Origin of the sequence: Flavobacterium difficile, assembly GCF_011392115.1 — a bacterium.
GTDB lineage: Bacteria > Bacteroidota > Bacteroidia > Flavobacteriales > Flavobacteriaceae > Flavobacterium > Flavobacterium difficile.
Genome location: NZ_JAAJBT010000001.1, coordinates 112664 through 129948, shown reverse-complemented (window position 1 = coordinate 129948; position 17285 = coordinate 112664). Strand labels below are relative to the sequence as shown.

The window sequence follows — 17285 nt, the reverse complement described above, 5'->3', positions numbered from 1 at the left end:
TTTGTCTATAAAATAAATGATTATTACTTAACTTCTTTACTTGTTCGCACTACTTTAGATAAACTCTCTGGCATAGTTCCAAACTGAATGCTATTTCCATTCCACCAAATTCCTGTTCCTTTACTTTGTAAATTTGATCCGTCATTAAATAATACTTGTTGAATATTTTTGTCGAAATTTTTATCCTCAACCATTTTTGTTGCAGCATCTAAACGACTATCAATTCTATTCCCTACTGATATCCATGAAATTGCTACATCACTATTTCCATTATTCAATTCTTTTACAGTAAATCCATTTTTATCTATTGAAGCGATATATATTCCATTACAATTTCCTTTTGGTGAAACCGTAACTTCTGGTTCTTCACCCAATAATTTTTTATATGAATCATTGAATGCAATATAAACTTCACCATTCACTAACTGCGCCTTCCCTTTAGCATATATTGTTGATTCTGTACTAGTTACTGAATAAACAGCCGTTTTAGTTTGATCCACATTTTCAACCAATTCGATATTTTTACCTAGAGTATAAACATTTCCAGAATTGTATGAAGAAAATAAATCTCCTGCATTAATTTGACCAATAACATTTCCTTTAGTCATAGAACCAATCATACCAAAAAATCCACCTCCAACTCCTTGAGTTAAATTATTTGCTAATCGCCCAGTTCCACTGTTAAAAGCATTAGAACCATATACTCCATAAGTAACAGTACTAGCAGCTTTGTATCCTAAAGACCCCCAATAATTACCATAAATTTCTCCACCAACTACTCCTCCTGTACGAGAAAAGTCATTATAATTCCATCCTCCTACACCAAATGAATAATCATCGCCCCAAAATGACATACCTGTTAGTCCTGTATTACTTCCATTTTGTCCATAGCTAGCTCCCACATTTTGATTATTTCGATCACGATATCCGTATATAGTTGACTGACCATCCCCGTTTGCTGTCAATTGTTGACGATATACAAATAATTGAGAATTCGATTGAACAGGATAGTTGATACTTACTGAAGTTCCATTATCTTGAATCATCGAGTTACCTATAACACCAGCCGGTCCATTAACAAATTTAGTGTGATAGTTGGTATTACCAGTTCCTGTAGCACCTGTAGCACCTGATACAGTTAAATTTCCAGAAGCATCAGTTAAAACGACACGAGTTCCTAATCCAGCCAAAGAAGAGACACGTTCGTTTGTAGTTACAGAAGTACCAACAACAGTATGCGTGTTCGTTACATTATCCCAAGTATTATTAACGCTACCTGAAGCTACACCTGAATTATTAAAAGTTATTTGAGTATCTGTACCTGCAGCTGCTGAAGACCCTGCTTTTACAGCATATAAAGCATAAGGAACACTCAAAATTTGCGCTGTACCTGTAATACTGTATGATGTGCCTCCTGTAGGATCAGTTTCTGTTTTAATGAAATAAGGCCCCGCTGTCCAATCTAAAGTTGCCAAAGAACCCGAAACCACAGATCCTCCACCTACATTTAGTGTCAACAACCCATTTCCATTTGTATTACTAACATGAGTTTCAACATAAACTGCCGAACCTGATACTGAACCTTGTAAAACACTTATTCGCATACCAACTGAAGCATTTGCTACAATTGCATCTGACGCGTTTCTTATGACTGCTTGGTATGAAAAACCTTGTGGAGCTTGTCCAAATGAGACAAATCCAATTAAAAGAAGTATTAAAAATAAATTTTTGCTTTTTTTCATAATAGTTTTAATTTAGTTGTTTTTGATTATTTTAAAAGTTTTAATTAACTTCCCACCATCTAACATATTTAAAAAATAAGTTGCAGAAGCTAAGTCAGACACATTAATAATAGTTTCATTATTAGTAAGTTTTCCATTTCTTACTAACTTACCAGTAACATCAAACATTAAATAAGTAATTTGATTTAATTCCTCGTATTTGTCTAATGTTAAAGTAATTGAATGAATTGCTGGATTTGGAAATAAACCAATCTGATAATCCAACATAAATTGTTCACTAGATAAGGTGTAAATTTCAATTGGCTGCTGAACCCCTTGTGACATTTTTCCATTAGTCCCTGAAATTTCAGTTACAGCAATTTGTCCAAAAGTAAAACTCACTGATCCACCAGGACCGGAACCATTACCTCCCGAAAAAACAATATCTTTTTGTGCGAAACCGATACTGCTAAAAAGCAGAATCAAATAAATAATTTTTTTTTTCATATAATTAGTTTTTATTTGTTTCAAATTTAAAAAAAATATCTTTTTGAGTAATAATTTTTTTATTAATAAATTATTAATTTAACATTTTTTAATTTAACATCTATTTTTTAGGTTGTTTTTTTTGAATATAATTTAAACAATATGACATTTTGTAATTATTAATTATCTGAAAAATTATTTTTTTATCAATAAAAATGAAAACCAAAGCAGAAATAGTTCAAATTCTTCAATCTTATCACGAATTAGGACAAACAGAAGCTGCCGCTTTATTTCTATTAGAAGAGTTCGACATCAAACATCCCAACTTTAAAGGCATCGAATTCAGAGAAAAAGCCGAGCCTAATTTCATTTTGTTCACTGCTGAAGGTGAAATTGGTGATTCTCAAATTATTAGAATTCCAGAAAATACATTCGAATTTCCATTTGAATTAATCATTAATCTTTTGGCACACGAAATGGTTCATGTAATTCAGAAATCTGCCGAATATAAAATTCTAGACCGAAACGAACGAGAATGGCAAGCCTATTACGAAATGTGTTTCCATGAAATCTTTCCAAAAGTACCAAATGCTTCTAAATTTCAGAGAAAATTTTTTGCAAACAAAGCTCTCGAATATTACAACCGAATGGAAAAAGATGGTGAATTACAAAAAAAATATTCCCGTCAAAAACTTGAAATTGAGCAGTTTATTGAAAACTTAGAAAAATAAATCCCAACCTTTCCAACCTTTTTCATAATTACATCATCTATATAAATATGACATATATACGATGGCTGTTTCAACTTAAAAAAAGTAATTATGAAAAAACAATTTTCTTTAGAAATACAAAACCCATGCACTGCCAAATTTAGCGAAATGACTCCCAATACAAATGGTTCATTTTGTAAATCATGTGCAAAAAATGTCATCGATTTAAGTTACAAAACAAATTCTGAAATTGCCAAAATTTTAGCGAATTCCAAAGACACTTCTATTTGTGCACGTTTAAAAACCTCTCAATTAGAACAGGTTTTCGAACATAACGAAACTTCAAAATTAAAGACATTAAAATATACAACTGCCATTGCTGCTTCTGTTTTGTTGACTACAAATGTAGTTGCTCAAGAAAAAGAACCTGCAAAAACGGAAGTAGATGCAAAAAGTAATCAAGGTTTTAAAGTTGGCAAAATAGCATATAAAGAACAAACGATAAAAATCTTATCATTTAACATTAAAGGAAAACTTTTAGATCATAAAACCAAAAAACCAATTTCTGAAAAATTATATCCAAACTTAACTATCTTCATCAATGGAGCTTCGAAAAACATGAAAATTAATCCAAAAACAGGAGAATTTGAAGTTCCTGTTTTACTGAATGAAAACACTAAAGAAATAAGTGTTAGCATTAGTACAGATTCCAAAAACTATACCAATACGTTTCAAATTGATTTAAAAAACATCAAAAACAACACCTTAGCTCTAAACATCTACATCAATCCAGAAAAAGAATTACAAAATTATATGATTATGGGCGGTTTAGGTATTATTAATCAAACACATAAAAAAAACAATTCCTAATTTTAAAATGGTACTTATGAAAAAAATATTTTTAAACATTTGTCTGTTATTGACAACTTTTAGCCTAATGAGCTTTAATAGTGTTGCAGCAACTAAAGCTTCAAAAATTGAAGAAAACACAAAAATTCAGGTCGCTATTTTACTTGACACATCAGGTAGTATGGATGGTTTAATTGAACAAGCCAAATCGCGATTGTGGAATATTGTGAACACTCTTACAACTTTAAAATATTCTGGTAAAACGCCAACCATTGAAATTGCTTTGTACGAATATGGCAACGACGGAATTGCAGCAGAAAAAAACTACATCCGACAAGTTGCACCTTTAACAACAGATTTAGATTTAATTTCTGAAAAATTATTTTCCTTAAGAACAAATGGTGGATCAGAATATTGTGGCGCTGTAATAAGCGATGCGACTAAAGAATTAAAATGGGACGACGGAAAAAACAACATGAAATTGGTGTATATCTGTGGCAATGAAGGCTTCAACCAAGGACCAATTCAATATAAAGAAGCGATTAGTGAGGCTTTAAAAAAAGGGATTTATATCCATACGATTTTCTGTGGCAATCAAAATGATGGCATACAATTATTATGGAAAGATGGCGCTGATGTAGCACAAGGAAAATATTTCAACATCAATAGCAATGAAACCATAAGATATATTGTAACACCTTACGACGTTAGAATAAACGAATTGAACATCAAAATTAATGCAACATATATTGGATACGGCGCAGAAGGAGAAATGAAAAAAATGAACCAAGCGGTACAAGATAAAAATGCAGAAAGTATTTCTGTAGCTAATATTACAGAAAGAGCTGTGAGTAAATCAAAAGCCGTTTACACCAATACCAATTGGGATTTAGTGGATAGAGTTAAAGCAGATTCAACTGCGCTTTTGAAAATAAAACCCGAAGAATTACCCGAAGAATTAAAAGGGAAATCGGCAACAGAAATTAAAACAATTGTAGCTGAAAAAACAAAAGAAAGAGAAACCATTCAGAAAGAAATTTCCGAATTAGCCAAACAACGTCAAGCGTATATAGACGCTGAAGCAAAAAAAGAAAATACGAAAGACGATTTAGGAAACGCCATTAGCAATTCAATTATCGAGTTAGCCAAAACAAAAAATTATACTCAAGAAAAAAAATAAAAACATGAAAAAACTACTTCTAACCATAACTTTATTGGTAACTGCTATTTCACTAGCACAAAAACCGATTTTTACTTCGGCAAAAACTAAAGCGGCAACTGTATATTTTTCTGGAGCCGAATTGTTTCAAACCACATCCGTTAATTTACCCGTTGGAACTAGCGAAATCGTTATAAAAAACGTGGCTGATTACTTAAACGAAGGAACCATTCAAATCGGCGCTCCAAGTAGTGTTACCGTTTTATCTACTCAGTTTACACAAAATTACATTTCAGAATATGAAATTGACGAAAGTAATCCGACCATTAAACGCGTTCGTGACAGTATTGCTTTTGTTCAAAAAGAAATTAAGAAAATACAAATTGACAAGTATTCGCATCAACAAACTATAGAAATGTTGGATCAAAACAAAGCAGTTGGTGGTGCCAATTCTGGTCTAAATGTAACAGAATTAATGAAACTAGTCGAGTATTATAAAGCCAAAAGAACGGAATTAGACAATGCCATTGTTATTTTAGAAGAGAAAGAATCGAAATGGAACAAAACACTTACCGATTTAAATAACAAATTGGTGATCAATACCCAAAAAGAAGATAAATCATCTAAAGGAAAATTAATTTTACAGGTGATGAATGAAGTGGCTGGAATCGTAAATTTAGATGTGACGTATATTACTAACTCCGCTTCTTGGCAACCCTTTTACGATTTACGTGCGGAAAATATCAACTCGCCAATTAACTTAATGTACAAAGCCAAAGTTATGCAAAGCACAGGAATTGATTGGAAAAAAGTCAAACTAACCCTTTCCAGTGGCAATCCAAATCAAAACAATGTGGCGCCATTGTTACAAGCATGGTTTTTGAGATATGAAAACAGATTTAAAGAGTTTGATAACAGACCTAACGCGTCTACTATAAATACACTTCAAGGAGAGCTAGCTGGTTTAAATATTACTTCTGCAAACGGTCAACCAGGAGCTAATCAAAAAGTGATAATTCGCGGTGTTGGTACCAACAATGCTGATATTGACCCATTATATGTGATTAATGGTTTCCCAACAAATGCTGATGATTTTAAAAAACTATCTCCAAATAGTATTAAATCTGTATCCGTTTTAAAAGATGCAAATGCAATTGCTCAATACGGAAATCGTGGGTCAAATGGCGTAATTCTTATTTCAACAAAAAACATGGACGATTATACTACAATCGAAGAGCAAGAACTAAACGTTTCTTTCGATATTGATATTCCCTACGACATTTTGTCAAACGGAAAAGCGCATAGTGTGGCGTTGAAAGATTTAAAATTGCCTGCCACTTACAAATATTACGCTGTACCTAAAGCAGAAAATGAAGCCTTTTTATTAGCCGAATTGAACGATTATTCTAAGTATAATTTATTACCTGGTGAAGCAAATATCATTTTCGAAGGCATGTATGTAGGCAAAACCGTAATCAATCCTAACCAAACACAAGACACGTTAAATTTAAGCATGGGAAGAGATAAAAAAATCTCTATCAAACGTGAAAAAGTGGTAGATAAATCGGGAACGAAATTTTTATCTTCTTATAAAGAACAAACTTTTACCTATGACATTACTGTTCGAAACAATAAAAAAGAAGAAATTAACATGTTGCTAAAAGATCAATATCCGTTAAGTTCTGATAAAGAAATGACGGTAGAGCTTTTAGAAAAAGACGGCGCTAAAGCGAATGAAGAAACAGGTGTTTTAACTTGGGAAATCAAACTAAAACCCAACGAAACCAAGAAATACAGAATTAGTTATAAAGTAAAATATCCTAAAGATAAAGTGATTGGAAATCTTTAGTTAAGTCAATTGTTATGCATGTTTCTTTAAACCCAATAAGTTTTACTACTTGTTGGGTTTTTTATTACTTTTGAATAAAACTAAATCTATGAACCAGCCTTTTATTATTCCAACCATAACCACTAACGAAAATGGGATTTCTGTTTTTGAAAATATAGACTTTTCGGCACAACAACGCGGCGGTTTATTTTTAACCGAACAAATTGGTTCGAAAAACTTCAGAATACGAAAAAGTGAAGTTGGTTATGCCACTGATTTTCATTTAGCTGGTGATGCTACTTTTATTATCATCCAAAAAGGAAGTTTAAAAATTGAATTGCAAAACGGCGAGTATAAAATATTCAATATTGGAGATTGCTTCATTGCGAAAGATAATTTACCTGAAAACATAGAATTTGATGCTAAAATCCACGGACACAAAGCCCGTGTGGTTGGTAACGAGTCGCTTCAAGCTATTCATATAAAATTAAATTTATAAACTCATCAAAAAAAACATAACTATATGATTTTAAAATAATTACATAACAAGTTGTTGGAATTTTTGATTATTTTTACTAAAACTAAAAACTATGTCAGTTATGAAAACAACTATTTCAATTATCTTGCTTTTTCTTTTCAATTTGACTTTTGCTCAAACCTTAAGTCTTCAATCTTTTAGTACAGGTTTCACTTCACCAGTTGAAATTACACACGCTGGAGATTCCCGTTTATTTGTGGTTGAACAAACGGGTAGAATTAAAATTCTAAATTCAAATGGATCGGTAAACGCTACTCCTTTTTTAAATATTTCTTCTTTAATTAGTACAAATGCCTTTGAGCGAGGCTTATTAGGATTGGCCTTTCATCCAAATTATGCTACAAATGGTTTTTTCTTTGTGAATTATACCAATACAGCTGGAAATACTGTAATTGCAAGATATTCCGTGTCTGCAAATCCGAATGTTGCCAATACAACAGGTACCATTTTACTTACCGTAAACCAACCCTTCGACAATCATAATGGTGGAAGTTTAAAATTTGGACCAGACGGATACTTATATATCGGCATGGGCGACGGCGGTAGTGGCGGCGACCCCGGAAATAGAGCCCAAAATATCAATGAAAATTTAGGAAAAATGTTACGAATTGATGTCAATTCAACCGTTGCGCCATTTTATACGAATCCACCAACCAATCCTTATGTTGGTATAGCAGGCAATGATGAAATCTGGGCAATTGGACTAAGAAATCCATGGAAATTTACATTCGATAAATTGACTGGCGATTTATGGATTGCCGATGTAGGCCAAAGTGCATTTGAAGAAGTGAATAAAGTAGCACCAACTTTGGCGAATGTAAATTATGGTTGGCGTTGTTTTGAAGCCAATTCAGTATACAATAACGCTGGAAATTGCGCTACGATTACTGGCACTACTGCTCCATTAGTGGCTGTGAATCATACTACCGGAGCTTGTTCTATAACAGGTGGTTATGTATATCGAGGTACAACCTATCCCAATTTAGTAGGAAAATATTTGTTTTCCGATTATTGTTTGGGTAAAATTGGAATTACAACCTCAACAGGAACCACAACATATAGCGCAACGTTTCCTGGAAATTTCGCGAGTTTTGGAGAAGATGTTACAGGAGAATTATACATTTCAGATATCACCAGTGGAACCATTTACAAAATAGTTGACACATCATTAAGCCATGAAAGTTTCGATAAAAATTTGTTTACGATTTACCCAAATCCAGCAAAAAACATACTTTTTATAGATACATCACAATCGAATTATCCCACAAAAGTTGAAATTTACGATGTCAATGGAAAATTAGTTTTACAACAAGAAACCGAAAAAATTATTCAAAATAAAATTGATATTAGTCCACTTTCCAAAGGCTTATACTTCGTTACAATACAAAATGAAAGTAATGAATATTCGCAATATAAATTAGTAGTCGAATAAGTTTATGGTGCAGGATTAGGAATTAATTCCTGAATTTTATTAATTTCTTCTAAAACCGCATCAGTTAACATCACATCAAATGCATTGATATTTTCTTCTAATTGGTCGATAGTTGTGGCGCCAATTATCGTGGAAGAAACAAACTCTTGGTGGTTGACAAAGGCAATTGCCATTTCGGTTAGGGTTAAACCTAAACTATGCGCTAAATCTTGATATAATTTTGTGGCTTTGTAGCAGTTTTCATTCGTGTATCGTACAAAATTCGGAAACATTTTCATTCGGGAATTTTCAGGCATTCCGTTTAAGTATTTCCCAGATAAAAATCCGAAACCTAATGGCGAATAGGCCAATAAACCTACATTTTCTCGCATTCCAATTTCTGATAAACCCACTTCATATAGCCTGTTTAATAACGAAAATGGATTTTGAATCGTTGCAATTCTAGGCAAATTATGCTTCTCACTTTCATTTAAAAATTTCATTACGCCCCAAGGATTTTCGTTAGAAACACCAATATGTTTGATTTTCCCTTCTTTAATTAATCCATCAAAAATGGTTAATACTTCGAAAATATTTTCTTTCCAATTCGTATCAATTTTCTCTAAACCTCTTTTTTGAAACATGTTCATCACTCGTTCTGGCCAATGCGTTTGATACAAATCGATATAATCCGTTTGGAGGTTTTTCAAACTTAATTCGACAGCTTCCGTAATACTTTTCTTAGAGAAATCAAGTGGTTGACGAATGTATGTCATACCTCTATTGGGTCCTGCAATTTTTGTAGCTACTACTAAATCGTCACGTTTGTGTTTGTTTTTGGCTAACCAAGTTCCGATATAACGTTCTGTACTTCCAAAAATGTGTTCGTTCCCACCAATAGGATACATTTCTGCCGTATCAATAAAATTAATACCACGTTCTACTGCATAATCTAATTGAAAATGTGCTTCAGCCTCAGTATTTTGATTACCGAAGGTCATGGTTCCTAAACAGACTTTACTAACTTTTAAATGAGTATTTGGAAGGGTTGTGAATTTCATTATAGTGAACTATTTTTTTTGAATGGCGAAGTTACGAAGTTTAGTAAAAAGAAGGATTGTAGTTGAATAGATTTTATTTATTTCAAGATATCTTCAATAATTTTTAAATGATGTTTCGTATGAATGCATAAGAATTTTTCCGTTTGTTTTTTACTTAAATCACCAAAATAAGGATGTTTGAAAAATAATTTATCAGAAAAAGTGGGAAGTTTTGAAACATTATTTATTGCTAAATCGATTTTTAATTTCAATTCTTCTGAAGTGGCCACTTCAATGGGCGTTACAATTTTTGGAGCTCTTGCTTTTCCTCTAGGAATTTTTTTAAACGTAAGAATTAAAAACTTTAGAAAATTAAATTTGGATTGAAATTCAGATGGGTTTGAAATTTCTAATTGTTTAATCACGCCATTTATCACCATTAAACAATGGTCTATTTGCCAGCCAATAGTGCTTTTGGAAACGTTAGTATTGGTTTTGTCTAAATTAGGAAGATGTTTTTCTAACTGCAGAAGATGATTGTGAAGTGCGTTCATGATGGTTTGATTTAAAAAAACCTAACAACTTGAAAATTGTTAGGTTTAAATTATATTAATTAGAAAATTACATTTCATTTAACAATTTAGACAATTCGTCTAATTTTGGTGTTAAAATAATTTCAATTCTACGATTTTTTGCTTTTCCTTCAGCAGAATCGTTGCTTAATAAGGGTGCAAATTCACTTCTTCCTGCAGCAGTTAAATTCGCTTTATTTACTTTTGGATTAGCCGTTAAAATGTTTACAATTGAAGTCGCACGTTTTGTTGACAAATCCCAATTGCTTTCTATTCCACCTGCTAAAGTACCTGTAATTTTATCGTTATCGGTATGCCCTTCAATTAAAACAGATAAATCTGGATTGTCCCCTAAAACTTTACCAACTAAATCAACTGCTTTTTTACCTTCACTTCCAACTGTATAACTTCCAGATTCGAAAAGTAATTTATTTTCCATAGAAACATAAACTTTTCCATCTTTTTCTGTTACGGTTAATCCTTTTCCTTCAAACGCTTTTAACGATTTAGACAAGGTTTCTTTTAATTTTTTCATAGCCGCTTCTTTGTCGGCCATAATTTTTTCTAATTCTGCTAATCGAGTTGATGATTTTAACAAATCAGCTTTCAATTTGTTTAGTTTATCTTGCTCAGCATTCATCGCTTTTTGTTTGGCTTCTAATTCTGCTAACAATTCACGATTTTTTTTAATATTCGCATCCAACGCTTCATTACTATCTTTTTCAAGTGCCGCGTAAGACGATTTTAAATTGTCTAAACTCTTTTTTGTTGCAGCATAATCGGCAGCTAGTTTATCACGTTCCGCTTTTAATTTTTCGGCTTCGGATTTATACTTTTCTAAATCCGTTTTTAACGTTCCATTTTCTGTTTTTAAACCATCATTTTCATCCGCTAATGTGTTACGCTCTTTTTTTAGTTCGGCAAACTTGTTTTCTAAATCTTGATAGATTTTTTTAGAAACACATGAAGTACTCACGGTTAATACCAATACGGCTAGGGCTACTCTTCTTATCATGTTATAAATATTGTAAATATATGATTCCGCTGGAATCTGGTTTGTGAATAATTCTTTTTATTTATAAATGTTTGATTCCGCTAGAATCATTCCTCTATTTTAGACGTTTATTTTTAATAACTGGTTGTATGACTCAAACTTACACCTGAATCTTTATACTTTGTACTTGGCTCTTTTTACTTGGCTCTTTTACTTGGCTCTTTATACTTGGCTCTTTATACTTGGCTCTTTAAACTTGGCTCTTTATACTTGGCTCTTTATACTTTGTACTTTTACCTTGCTCTCACATTATTCAATTTCAACCAAAACCGGACAATGGTCTGAATGTTTCGCTTCTGGTAAAATTAAAGCTCTTTTTATTTTATCTTTTAACGGTTCGGCCGCTAAACAATAATCGATTCTCCAACCCTTATTATTATTTCTGGCGTTGGCTCTATAGCTCCACCAACTGTAATGATGGGGTTCTTTGTTCAAATGACGAAAAGTGTCAATCATTCCTGTTTTCATAAAACCATCTAACCAAGCACGTTCTTCAGGTAAAAAACCTGATGTTTTTTCATTTCCTTTAGGATTATGAATGTCAATCGCTTCATGACAAATGTTATAATCGCCACAAACGACTAAATGTGGAATTTCATTCCTTAAATTTACAATATATTGTTGAATATCGTCCATATATTGAAACTTATATCCTAATCTTTCCATATTTGTTCCTGAAGGTAAATACATACTCATAACAGATAAATTATCGTAATCTACACGTAAATTTCTACCTTCAAAATCCATTGCATCTATTCCAGTTCCATAAACTACATTTTTAGGCTCCGTTTTACATAAAACAGCTACACCGCTATATCCTTTCTTTTGAGCAGAAAAATAATATTGAAAAGGATAACCTGCAGCTGCAATTTCTTCCGTTGGAATTTGATCTTCGGTAGCTTTAATTTCTTGCAAACAAATTACATCTGGACTGGCACTTTGTAACCATTCAATAAAACCTTTGGTTATGGCAGCTCTAATACCATTTACATTGTAAGAGATAATCTTCATTTTTGTTTTTTCTAATTCTCAAAAATAGAAAAAGTTTTCAATAAAACGGCTTATAGAACAAGTATTTTATAAAATTTTTAGGAAACTTTACTAATTTTTAAAATGTTAGCAATTGTGTATTTTTGATGACTCTTAATTCAATAGAATTGTTATCTTTGTTACTTGCTCAAAACACAATATAGATGGGATTAGTTACTGCAAAAGAAGTAGCCAAAGCAATAAATACGGATAAATATGGAATTTTAGGAACTTTTTCTGGGTGGTTACTCATGAAAGTACTTAAGATTTCTACCTTAAATAAAATATACAACCGAAACAAACATTTCAGCGATTTAGAATTTTTAAATGCGATTTTAGATGAGTTTCAAATAAAATTTGAAATTCCGGAAGAAGATTTAAAACGTTTACCAAAAGACGGCGCTTACATTACCATATCAAATCACCCTTTAGGTGGAATTGACGGAATTTTATTATTGAAATTAATGCTAGAACGCGAACCTAATTTCAAAATAATTGCCAACTTTTTATTACACAGAATTGAACCGATGAAACCGTACATTATGCCGGTAAATCCGTTTGAAAATCATAAAGATGCGAAATCAAGTGTGATTGGCATTAAAGAAACCCTACGTCATTTAAGTGATGGAAAACCATTGGGTATTTTCCCTGCAGGTGAAGTTTCCACTTATAAAGACGGAAAATTAATTGTCGACAAACCATGGGAAGAAGGTGCTTTAAAAATTATTAAAAAAGCAAAAGTTCCTGTTGTACCCATATATTTTCATGCCCAAAACAGTAAATTATTTTATCGTTTATCTAAATTAAATGACACTTTAAGAACTGCAAAATTACCAAGTGAATTATTGACACAAAAACACCGAGTAATTAAAGTTCGTATTGGAAAACCTATTTCTGTAAATGAATTAAATGAGCATGAAACTATTCCTGAATTTGGAGAGTTTTTAAGAAAGAAAACTTACATGCTTTCTAAATCTTTTGAAGAAAAAGAAGAAGAAAACTTCCGATTAACATTTCCAAAATTTACTAGTAGTCCAAAAGCAGCCAAACAAATTGTAAAACCTGCTAATCATGAGCAAATTATTGAAGAAATCAATTTCTTAAAAGAAGGCGATTATCAATTATTACAAAGTAAGAATTACAGAGTATTTTTAGTTACCGCTGAAAAAATCCCTAATATTTTACACGAAATTGGTCGTTTAAGAGAAATTACCTTTAGAGAAGTCGGAGAAGGAACTAACGAAGCCATTGACTTAGACAAATATGACCAATATTACCATCACATGTTTTTATGGGATGAAGACGCTCAAATGATTGCCGGTGCTTACAGAATGGGATTTGGATCGAAAATATTTCCAAAATATGGTTTAGAAGGTTTTTATTTGAATGAACTTTTCAAATTCGAACCAGAATTAAATGACATGATGAGCCAATCTATTGAAATGGGTCGCGCTTTTATCATTTCGGAATACCAACAAAAACCTATGCCTTTGTTTTTACTTTGGAAAGGAATTGTACATACCACATTACATTATCCTGAACATAAATTTTTAATTGGTGGTGTGAGTATCAGTAATCAGTTTTCGGAATTTTCAAAATCATTAATGATTGAATTCATGAAATCAAATTATTATGATCCTTATGTGGCACAATACATCAAACCAAAGCAAGAATACAAAGTAAAACTTAAAGATGCTGATAAAGATTTCGTTTTTAACGAAGCAGAAGCAGACTTAAACAAGTTCGACAAAATTATTGATGAAATTGAACCAGGTTCGTTACGATTACCTGTATTAATTAAGAAATACATCAAACAAAACGCTCGAGTGGTAGCTTTTAACGTTGATCCAATGTTTAACAATGCGATAGACGGATTGATGTATATTAAAATTTCTGATATTCCTGAAAGTACTGTAAAACCAGTTATGGAAGAATTTCAAGCAGAATTAGAAAGAAAGCACAAAGGGTAATTATTTGGATTGTAAGTTTTGGAGTTTGAGAAGCAAAAACGATTTGAACATATTTCAAGACATTCTCTTTTTACTTGACTCTTTGTAATTTGTACTTGGCTCTTTTTACTTTTTACTTGGCTCTTTTTACTTTTTACTTGGCTCTTTTTACTTGGCTCTTTTTACCTGACTCTTTTTTAATTATTGCCAAATAGATTGCTTCAAAACAGCATCTAAATTATGGTCTTTGATGTAAAAAAACAATCGGATTAGATGATAAATTCCTAAAGCTAGTCCCATAATGTAGCCTAATTTCATGCTGTAGAATATTTTATCAAAAAAAGGTTTGTTGTAGATTATTTCTGCAATAAGTTTCAATAAAACCAGCACACAGAATACTACAAATAGAGGTCCAAACAAGTGATGTAACATACTCCTATAAAGATCACCTTCATAGAAGTATACAATTGATTTTGTAATTCCGCAACCCGGACAAGGAAATCCAGTAAGCATTTTAAACGGACAAAATGATTGTTCGTTATCTAAATTTCCAGAATTAGTTTGTTGAATAAAAAAAGGAACAATCAGTGTAACGAGTACACCAATTATTCCTAAAATTCTATTTTTTATAAAAGGCTTAATTGTATAATTTATTAATATCACCTTGAATAATCATGGCAGATACCATTGGGAAGAAAAATCCTAATACCAATAAAAGTACAGATTCATCTTTTTGTGGCTGACCTGTTAATTCATAAATTTTTGGCAAAGCTTCTTTACCTGCTACCCAGTAGTAATACAAGTTAATTGGCATACAACATCCAGCTAAAATAGCTACTGGTGAAGAAATAACTTCTTTTCCTGTTACAGCATTCATTACTTCTGCTGCTTTAATGTTCCAATAAATTAAGTATAATCCGCAAGTTAATATTCCGAAAATTAATACCATTACTGGATCTACTTTGAATACTGGAATATTTGGTTTTGGATTATTCCATTCTTCGTGGTTTGTAACTTCATTCATAATTTTGATAGTTTTTAGTTTTAGTTATGATTAGTTGATTATTTTTTATTTTTGTTACACATATAAACTGATTATTTTGTTTACAATTACTTGGGCAAGTTTTTCCTTGCTTTCGAAGGTCCATCCCGCAATATGTGGCGTCAACAAAACGTTAGTCGCATGTAATAAAAAATCGAAAGCTGCTGGCTTATCACCTTCAAATAAGGTTTCAAACGATAATTTTTCGTATTCTAGAACATCTAAACCAGCTCCTAAAATTTTTCCAGATTTCAATGCAGTTACTAAATCGGCAGTTACTACACTTTTTCCTCTAGCAGTATTAATTAGCCAAAACGACTTTTCGAATTGATTAATAAAATCTTCATCTACCATTTTATCGGTTTCTGGAGTCCAAGGAATGTGCAAACTCAACACATCTGTTTTCTGCTGAAGTTCTTGTAAAGTAACTTGTTTCGCATTTTCATCGCCCAAGTTTGGTAAAATATCGTAGCATAAAACTTCCACATCAAAACCTCGTAATTTTTTTGCGAACGATTTTCCCATATTTCCGTAACCAATAATTCCGACGGTTTTTCCATCTAATTCGGTACCGCGGTTACTTTCTCGGTTCCATTGTCCGGATTTGACTTCTTTATCTGCGTTGTTTAATTTGTTAAAAAGCGACAAAATCATACCTAAAGCATGTTCTCCAACAGCATTACAATTTCCTTCTGGAGCGGCAATTAGATTAATGTTTTTGCTTTCTGCATACTCACAATCGATACTTTCTAAACCAGCACCAACTCTGGCAATAAATTGTAAATTTTTAGCTTTATCGAGGAACGCTTTATCAATTTTGAAACGGCTTCGGATGACAATTCCGTGGTAGTTTTCGATTTTATTTTCGACTTCTTCTTTGGTTGAAGAAAAATCGGCTTCGTTAGTAAAACCAGCATGTTCCAATTGTTCCCAAAGTAAAGGATGATTGGAATCGATATGAAGGATTTTAACTTTAGATACATCTGACATGTTGCTGAATATAAAAGTGGAAAGTTAGGGTTTTACACAGAGATTCGCAAAAATGAATGCTATTAAAAACAAATTAAAAAAACATTTGAATTGTTGCTTAATTTTTTGTCATAGAATTCAAAAAATAAAAAAACCATCTCAAAATTATGAGATGGCTTCTTGAAGTATCAAAACAAAGCTTAAAAATTTAAAATTGTATTCAGAATAAATCCATTATTGTTTTGGAAAACGTTTTGTTGATTTACTTCTCGACCGAGTTGCAAGGTTTGGTTTAAATATCCTGCTTCTAAACGAAGATTAGAATTAAATTTATAACCAAGCAAAAGACCAATTCGATTTTGATCGAAAACATTTTCATTAACATTTGGACCAAAACCTATAAAAATCTCATCATACACAGCGGCATATGGAGTGTGATTTCCTATGGTATTTCCTTTTAAAGGCATTTGCATCCTGAACATATAGCGAAAACGGTTTAGCATCGGGAAATCGTCTTCTGATACTACGTTTGGTGTAGAATATCTTCCTACGAAGCGTTGTTCTAACATAAAACGATGCGATAATTCTACTATCGAAATTTTATCAGAAAGAGTAACAGCTTGAAAAATGCGATGTTCGGTAAAATCTCTTCCCATACTATTTATAGGTATTTCACCATATGGAGCTGTTTCAATCCATGCATATCCAAGTCTAAATTGAACTTTAGCATTCAATTGATAATTTAAACCTATTCGCAATAATCCTTGTTGCTGTTCTGTAATGTATTCCGTTCGACGCCATTGATATTCTGAGTGAATACTAAATTGATCGTTTAATTTAAACGTTCCGAAATAATTGTACCAACCAATTTGATTGGCATCATTCCAACGGGTGTTTTGTGCAAACAAAAATGTACTATTACAAAAAA

General features: G+C 32.0%; 17 protein-coding genes. 7 read left to right on the top strand and 10 right to left on the bottom strand.

From position 1 onward, the window contains the following. Window positions 1–23: 23 nt before the first annotated feature. Both G4D72_RS00565 and G4D72_RS00560 read right to left on the bottom strand, forming a co-directional pair. Window positions 24–1742 (bottom strand): hypothetical protein, encoded by a 1719-nt coding sequence (locus G4D72_RS00565; RefSeq protein WP_166075633.1) that lies wholly within the window; start codon window positions 1740–1742, stop codon window positions 24–26. A 12-nt stretch (window positions 1743–1754) separates the two neighbouring features. Continuing rightward, entirely contained in the window at window positions 1755–2228 is a 474-nt protein-coding gene (locus tag G4D72_RS00560) for a T9SS type A sorting domain-containing protein (RefSeq protein ID WP_166075632.1), read from the bottom strand. A gap of 194 nt (window positions 2229–2422) precedes the next feature. Between G4D72_RS00560 and G4D72_RS00555 the strand changes: the two genes are divergently transcribed. From G4D72_RS00555 to G4D72_RS00530, 6 genes are all read left to right on the top strand, one after another. Next, window positions 2423–2938 (top strand): hypothetical protein, encoded by a 516-nt coding sequence (locus tag G4D72_RS00555; protein ID WP_166075631.1) that lies wholly within the window; start codon window positions 2423–2425, stop codon window positions 2936–2938. Window positions 2939–3028: 90 nt separating this feature from the next. Further along, window positions 3029–3787: a hypothetical protein gene (locus G4D72_RS00550; protein ID WP_166075630.1), complete on the top strand. Its 759-nt coding sequence runs from the start codon at window positions 3029–3031 to the stop codon at window positions 3785–3787. 16 nt (window positions 3788–3803) lie between these two features. Beyond that, window positions 3804–4946, top strand: coding sequence for a vWA domain-containing protein (locus G4D72_RS00545; protein ID WP_166075629.1), 1143 nt, complete (start codon window positions 3804–3806; stop codon window positions 4944–4946). Between the two features lie 4 nt (window positions 4947–4950). Then, window positions 4951–6774, top strand: a complete 1824-nt coding sequence (locus G4D72_RS00540; protein WP_166075628.1) for a DUF4139 domain-containing protein — start codon at window positions 4951–4953, stop codon at window positions 6772–6774. Between the two features lie 88 nt (window positions 6775–6862). Further along, window positions 6863–7252, top strand: a complete 390-nt coding sequence (locus G4D72_RS00535) for a cupin domain-containing protein (RefSeq protein ID WP_166075627.1) — start codon at window positions 6863–6865, stop codon at window positions 7250–7252. Window positions 7253–7343: 91 nt separating this feature from the next. Further along, window positions 7344–8723 carry a PQQ-dependent sugar dehydrogenase gene (locus G4D72_RS00530; RefSeq protein ID WP_235922415.1) on the top strand — a complete coding sequence of 460 codons (1380 nt, stop codon included), beginning with the start codon at window positions 7344–7346 and terminating at the stop codon, window positions 8721–8723. A 2-nt stretch (window positions 8724–8725) separates the two neighbouring features. On the opposite strand, the gene G4D72_RS00525 is transcribed toward G4D72_RS00530, so the two are convergent. The 4 genes from G4D72_RS00525 to G4D72_RS00510 all read right to left on the bottom strand — a co-directional run bounded on the left by G4D72_RS00525 (window position 8726) and on the right by G4D72_RS00510 (window position 12379). Further along, a complete protein-coding gene (locus G4D72_RS00525) occupies window positions 8726–9763 on the bottom strand; it encodes an aldo/keto reductase (protein ID WP_166075626.1) in 1038 nt (345 codons plus the stop codon). 77 nt (window positions 9764–9840) lie between these two features. After that, on the bottom strand, window positions 9841–10296 hold the full coding sequence (locus G4D72_RS00520; RefSeq protein WP_166075625.1) for a DUF1569 domain-containing protein: 456 nt from the start codon (window positions 10294–10296) through the stop codon (window positions 9841–9843). A 67-nt stretch (window positions 10297–10363) separates the two neighbouring features. Further along, window positions 10364–11329, bottom strand: a complete 966-nt coding sequence (locus G4D72_RS00515; RefSeq protein ID WP_166075624.1) for an OmpA family protein — start codon at window positions 11327–11329, stop codon at window positions 10364–10366. Window positions 11330–11617: 288 nt separating this feature from the next. Next, window positions 11618–12379 (bottom strand): exodeoxyribonuclease III, encoded by a 762-nt coding sequence (locus G4D72_RS00510; RefSeq protein ID WP_166075623.1) that lies wholly within the window; start codon window positions 12377–12379, stop codon window positions 11618–11620. A 182-nt stretch (window positions 12380–12561) separates the two neighbouring features. Here G4D72_RS00510 and G4D72_RS00505 point away from each other — a divergent pair, with 182 nt between their 5' ends. After that, window positions 12562–14367: a GNAT family N-acyltransferase gene (locus tag G4D72_RS00505; protein ID WP_166075622.1), complete on the top strand. Its 1806-nt coding sequence runs from the start codon at window positions 12562–12564 to the stop codon at window positions 14365–14367. A gap of 180 nt (window positions 14368–14547) precedes the next feature. Here G4D72_RS00505 and G4D72_RS00500 read toward each other — a convergent pair whose 3' ends face one another. From G4D72_RS00500 to G4D72_RS00485, 4 genes are all read right to left on the bottom strand, one after another. After that, entirely contained in the window at window positions 14548–15009 is a 462-nt protein-coding gene (locus tag G4D72_RS00500; RefSeq protein WP_317165215.1) for a DUF2752 domain-containing protein, read from the bottom strand. Further along, window positions 14984–15370 (bottom strand): DUF4234 domain-containing protein, encoded by a 387-nt coding sequence (locus G4D72_RS00495; protein ID WP_166075621.1) that lies wholly within the window; start codon window positions 15368–15370, stop codon window positions 14984–14986. The genes G4D72_RS00500 and G4D72_RS00495 overlap by 26 nt, the downstream gene beginning before the upstream one ends. Window positions 15371–15424: 54 nt before the next feature. Next, entirely contained in the window at window positions 15425–16378 is a 954-nt protein-coding gene (locus G4D72_RS00490) for a 2-hydroxyacid dehydrogenase (RefSeq protein WP_166075620.1), read from the bottom strand. 179 nt (window positions 16379–16557) lie between these two features. Next, entirely contained in the window at window positions 16558–17265 is a 708-nt protein-coding gene (locus G4D72_RS00485) for a DUF2490 domain-containing protein (protein ID WP_207784830.1), read from the bottom strand. Window positions 17266–17285 lie beyond the last annotated feature (20 nt).

Bases quoted from the DNA above. Each gene is read 5' to 3' on its own strand.
- G4D72_RS00530 (WP_235922415.1), top strand. From the start codon at position 7,344: ATGTCAGTTATGAAAACAACTATTTCAATTATCTTGCTTTTTCTTTTC.
- G4D72_RS00545 (WP_166075629.1), top strand. From the start codon at position 3,804: ATGAAAAAAATATTTTTAAACATTTGTCTGTTATTGACAACTTTTAGC.
- G4D72_RS00560 (WP_166075632.1), bottom strand. From the start codon at position 2,228: ATGAAAAAAAAAATTATTTATTTGATTCTGCTTTTTAGCAGTATCGGT.
- G4D72_RS00555 (WP_166075631.1), top strand. From the start codon at position 2,423: ATGAAAACCAAAGCAGAAATAGTTCAAATTCTTCAATCTTATCACGAA.
- G4D72_RS00535 (WP_166075627.1), top strand. From the start codon at position 6,863: ATGAACCAGCCTTTTATTATTCCAACCATAACCACTAACGAAAATGGG.
- G4D72_RS00505 (WP_166075622.1), top strand. From the start codon at position 12,562: ATGGGATTAGTTACTGCAAAAGAAGTAGCCAAAGCAATAAATACGGAT.
- G4D72_RS00490 (WP_166075620.1), bottom strand. From the start codon at position 16,378: ATGTCAGATGTATCTAAAGTTAAAATCCTTCATATCGATTCCAATCAT.
- G4D72_RS00525 (WP_166075626.1), bottom strand. From the start codon at position 9,763: ATGAAATTCACAACCCTTCCAAATACTCATTTAAAAGTTAGTAAAGTC.
- G4D72_RS00510 (WP_166075623.1), bottom strand. From the start codon at position 12,379: ATGAAGATTATCTCTTACAATGTAAATGGTATTAGAGCTGCCATAACC.
- G4D72_RS00520 (WP_166075625.1), bottom strand. From the start codon at position 10,296: ATGAACGCACTTCACAATCATCTTCTGCAGTTAGAAAAACATCTTCCT.
- G4D72_RS00550 (WP_166075630.1), top strand. From the start codon at position 3,029: ATGAAAAAACAATTTTCTTTAGAAATACAAAACCCATGCACTGCCAAA.
- G4D72_RS00495 (WP_166075621.1), bottom strand. From the start codon at position 15,370: ATGAATGAAGTTACAAACCACGAAGAATGGAATAATCCAAAACCAAAT.
- G4D72_RS00565 (WP_166075633.1), bottom strand. From the start codon at position 1,742: ATGAAAAAAAGCAAAAATTTATTTTTAATACTTCTTTTAATTGGATTT.
- G4D72_RS00540 (WP_166075628.1), top strand. From the start codon at position 4,951: ATGAAAAAACTACTTCTAACCATAACTTTATTGGTAACTGCTATTTCA.
- G4D72_RS00515 (WP_166075624.1), bottom strand. From the start codon at position 11,329: ATGATAAGAAGAGTAGCCCTAGCCGTATTGGTATTAACCGTGAGTACT.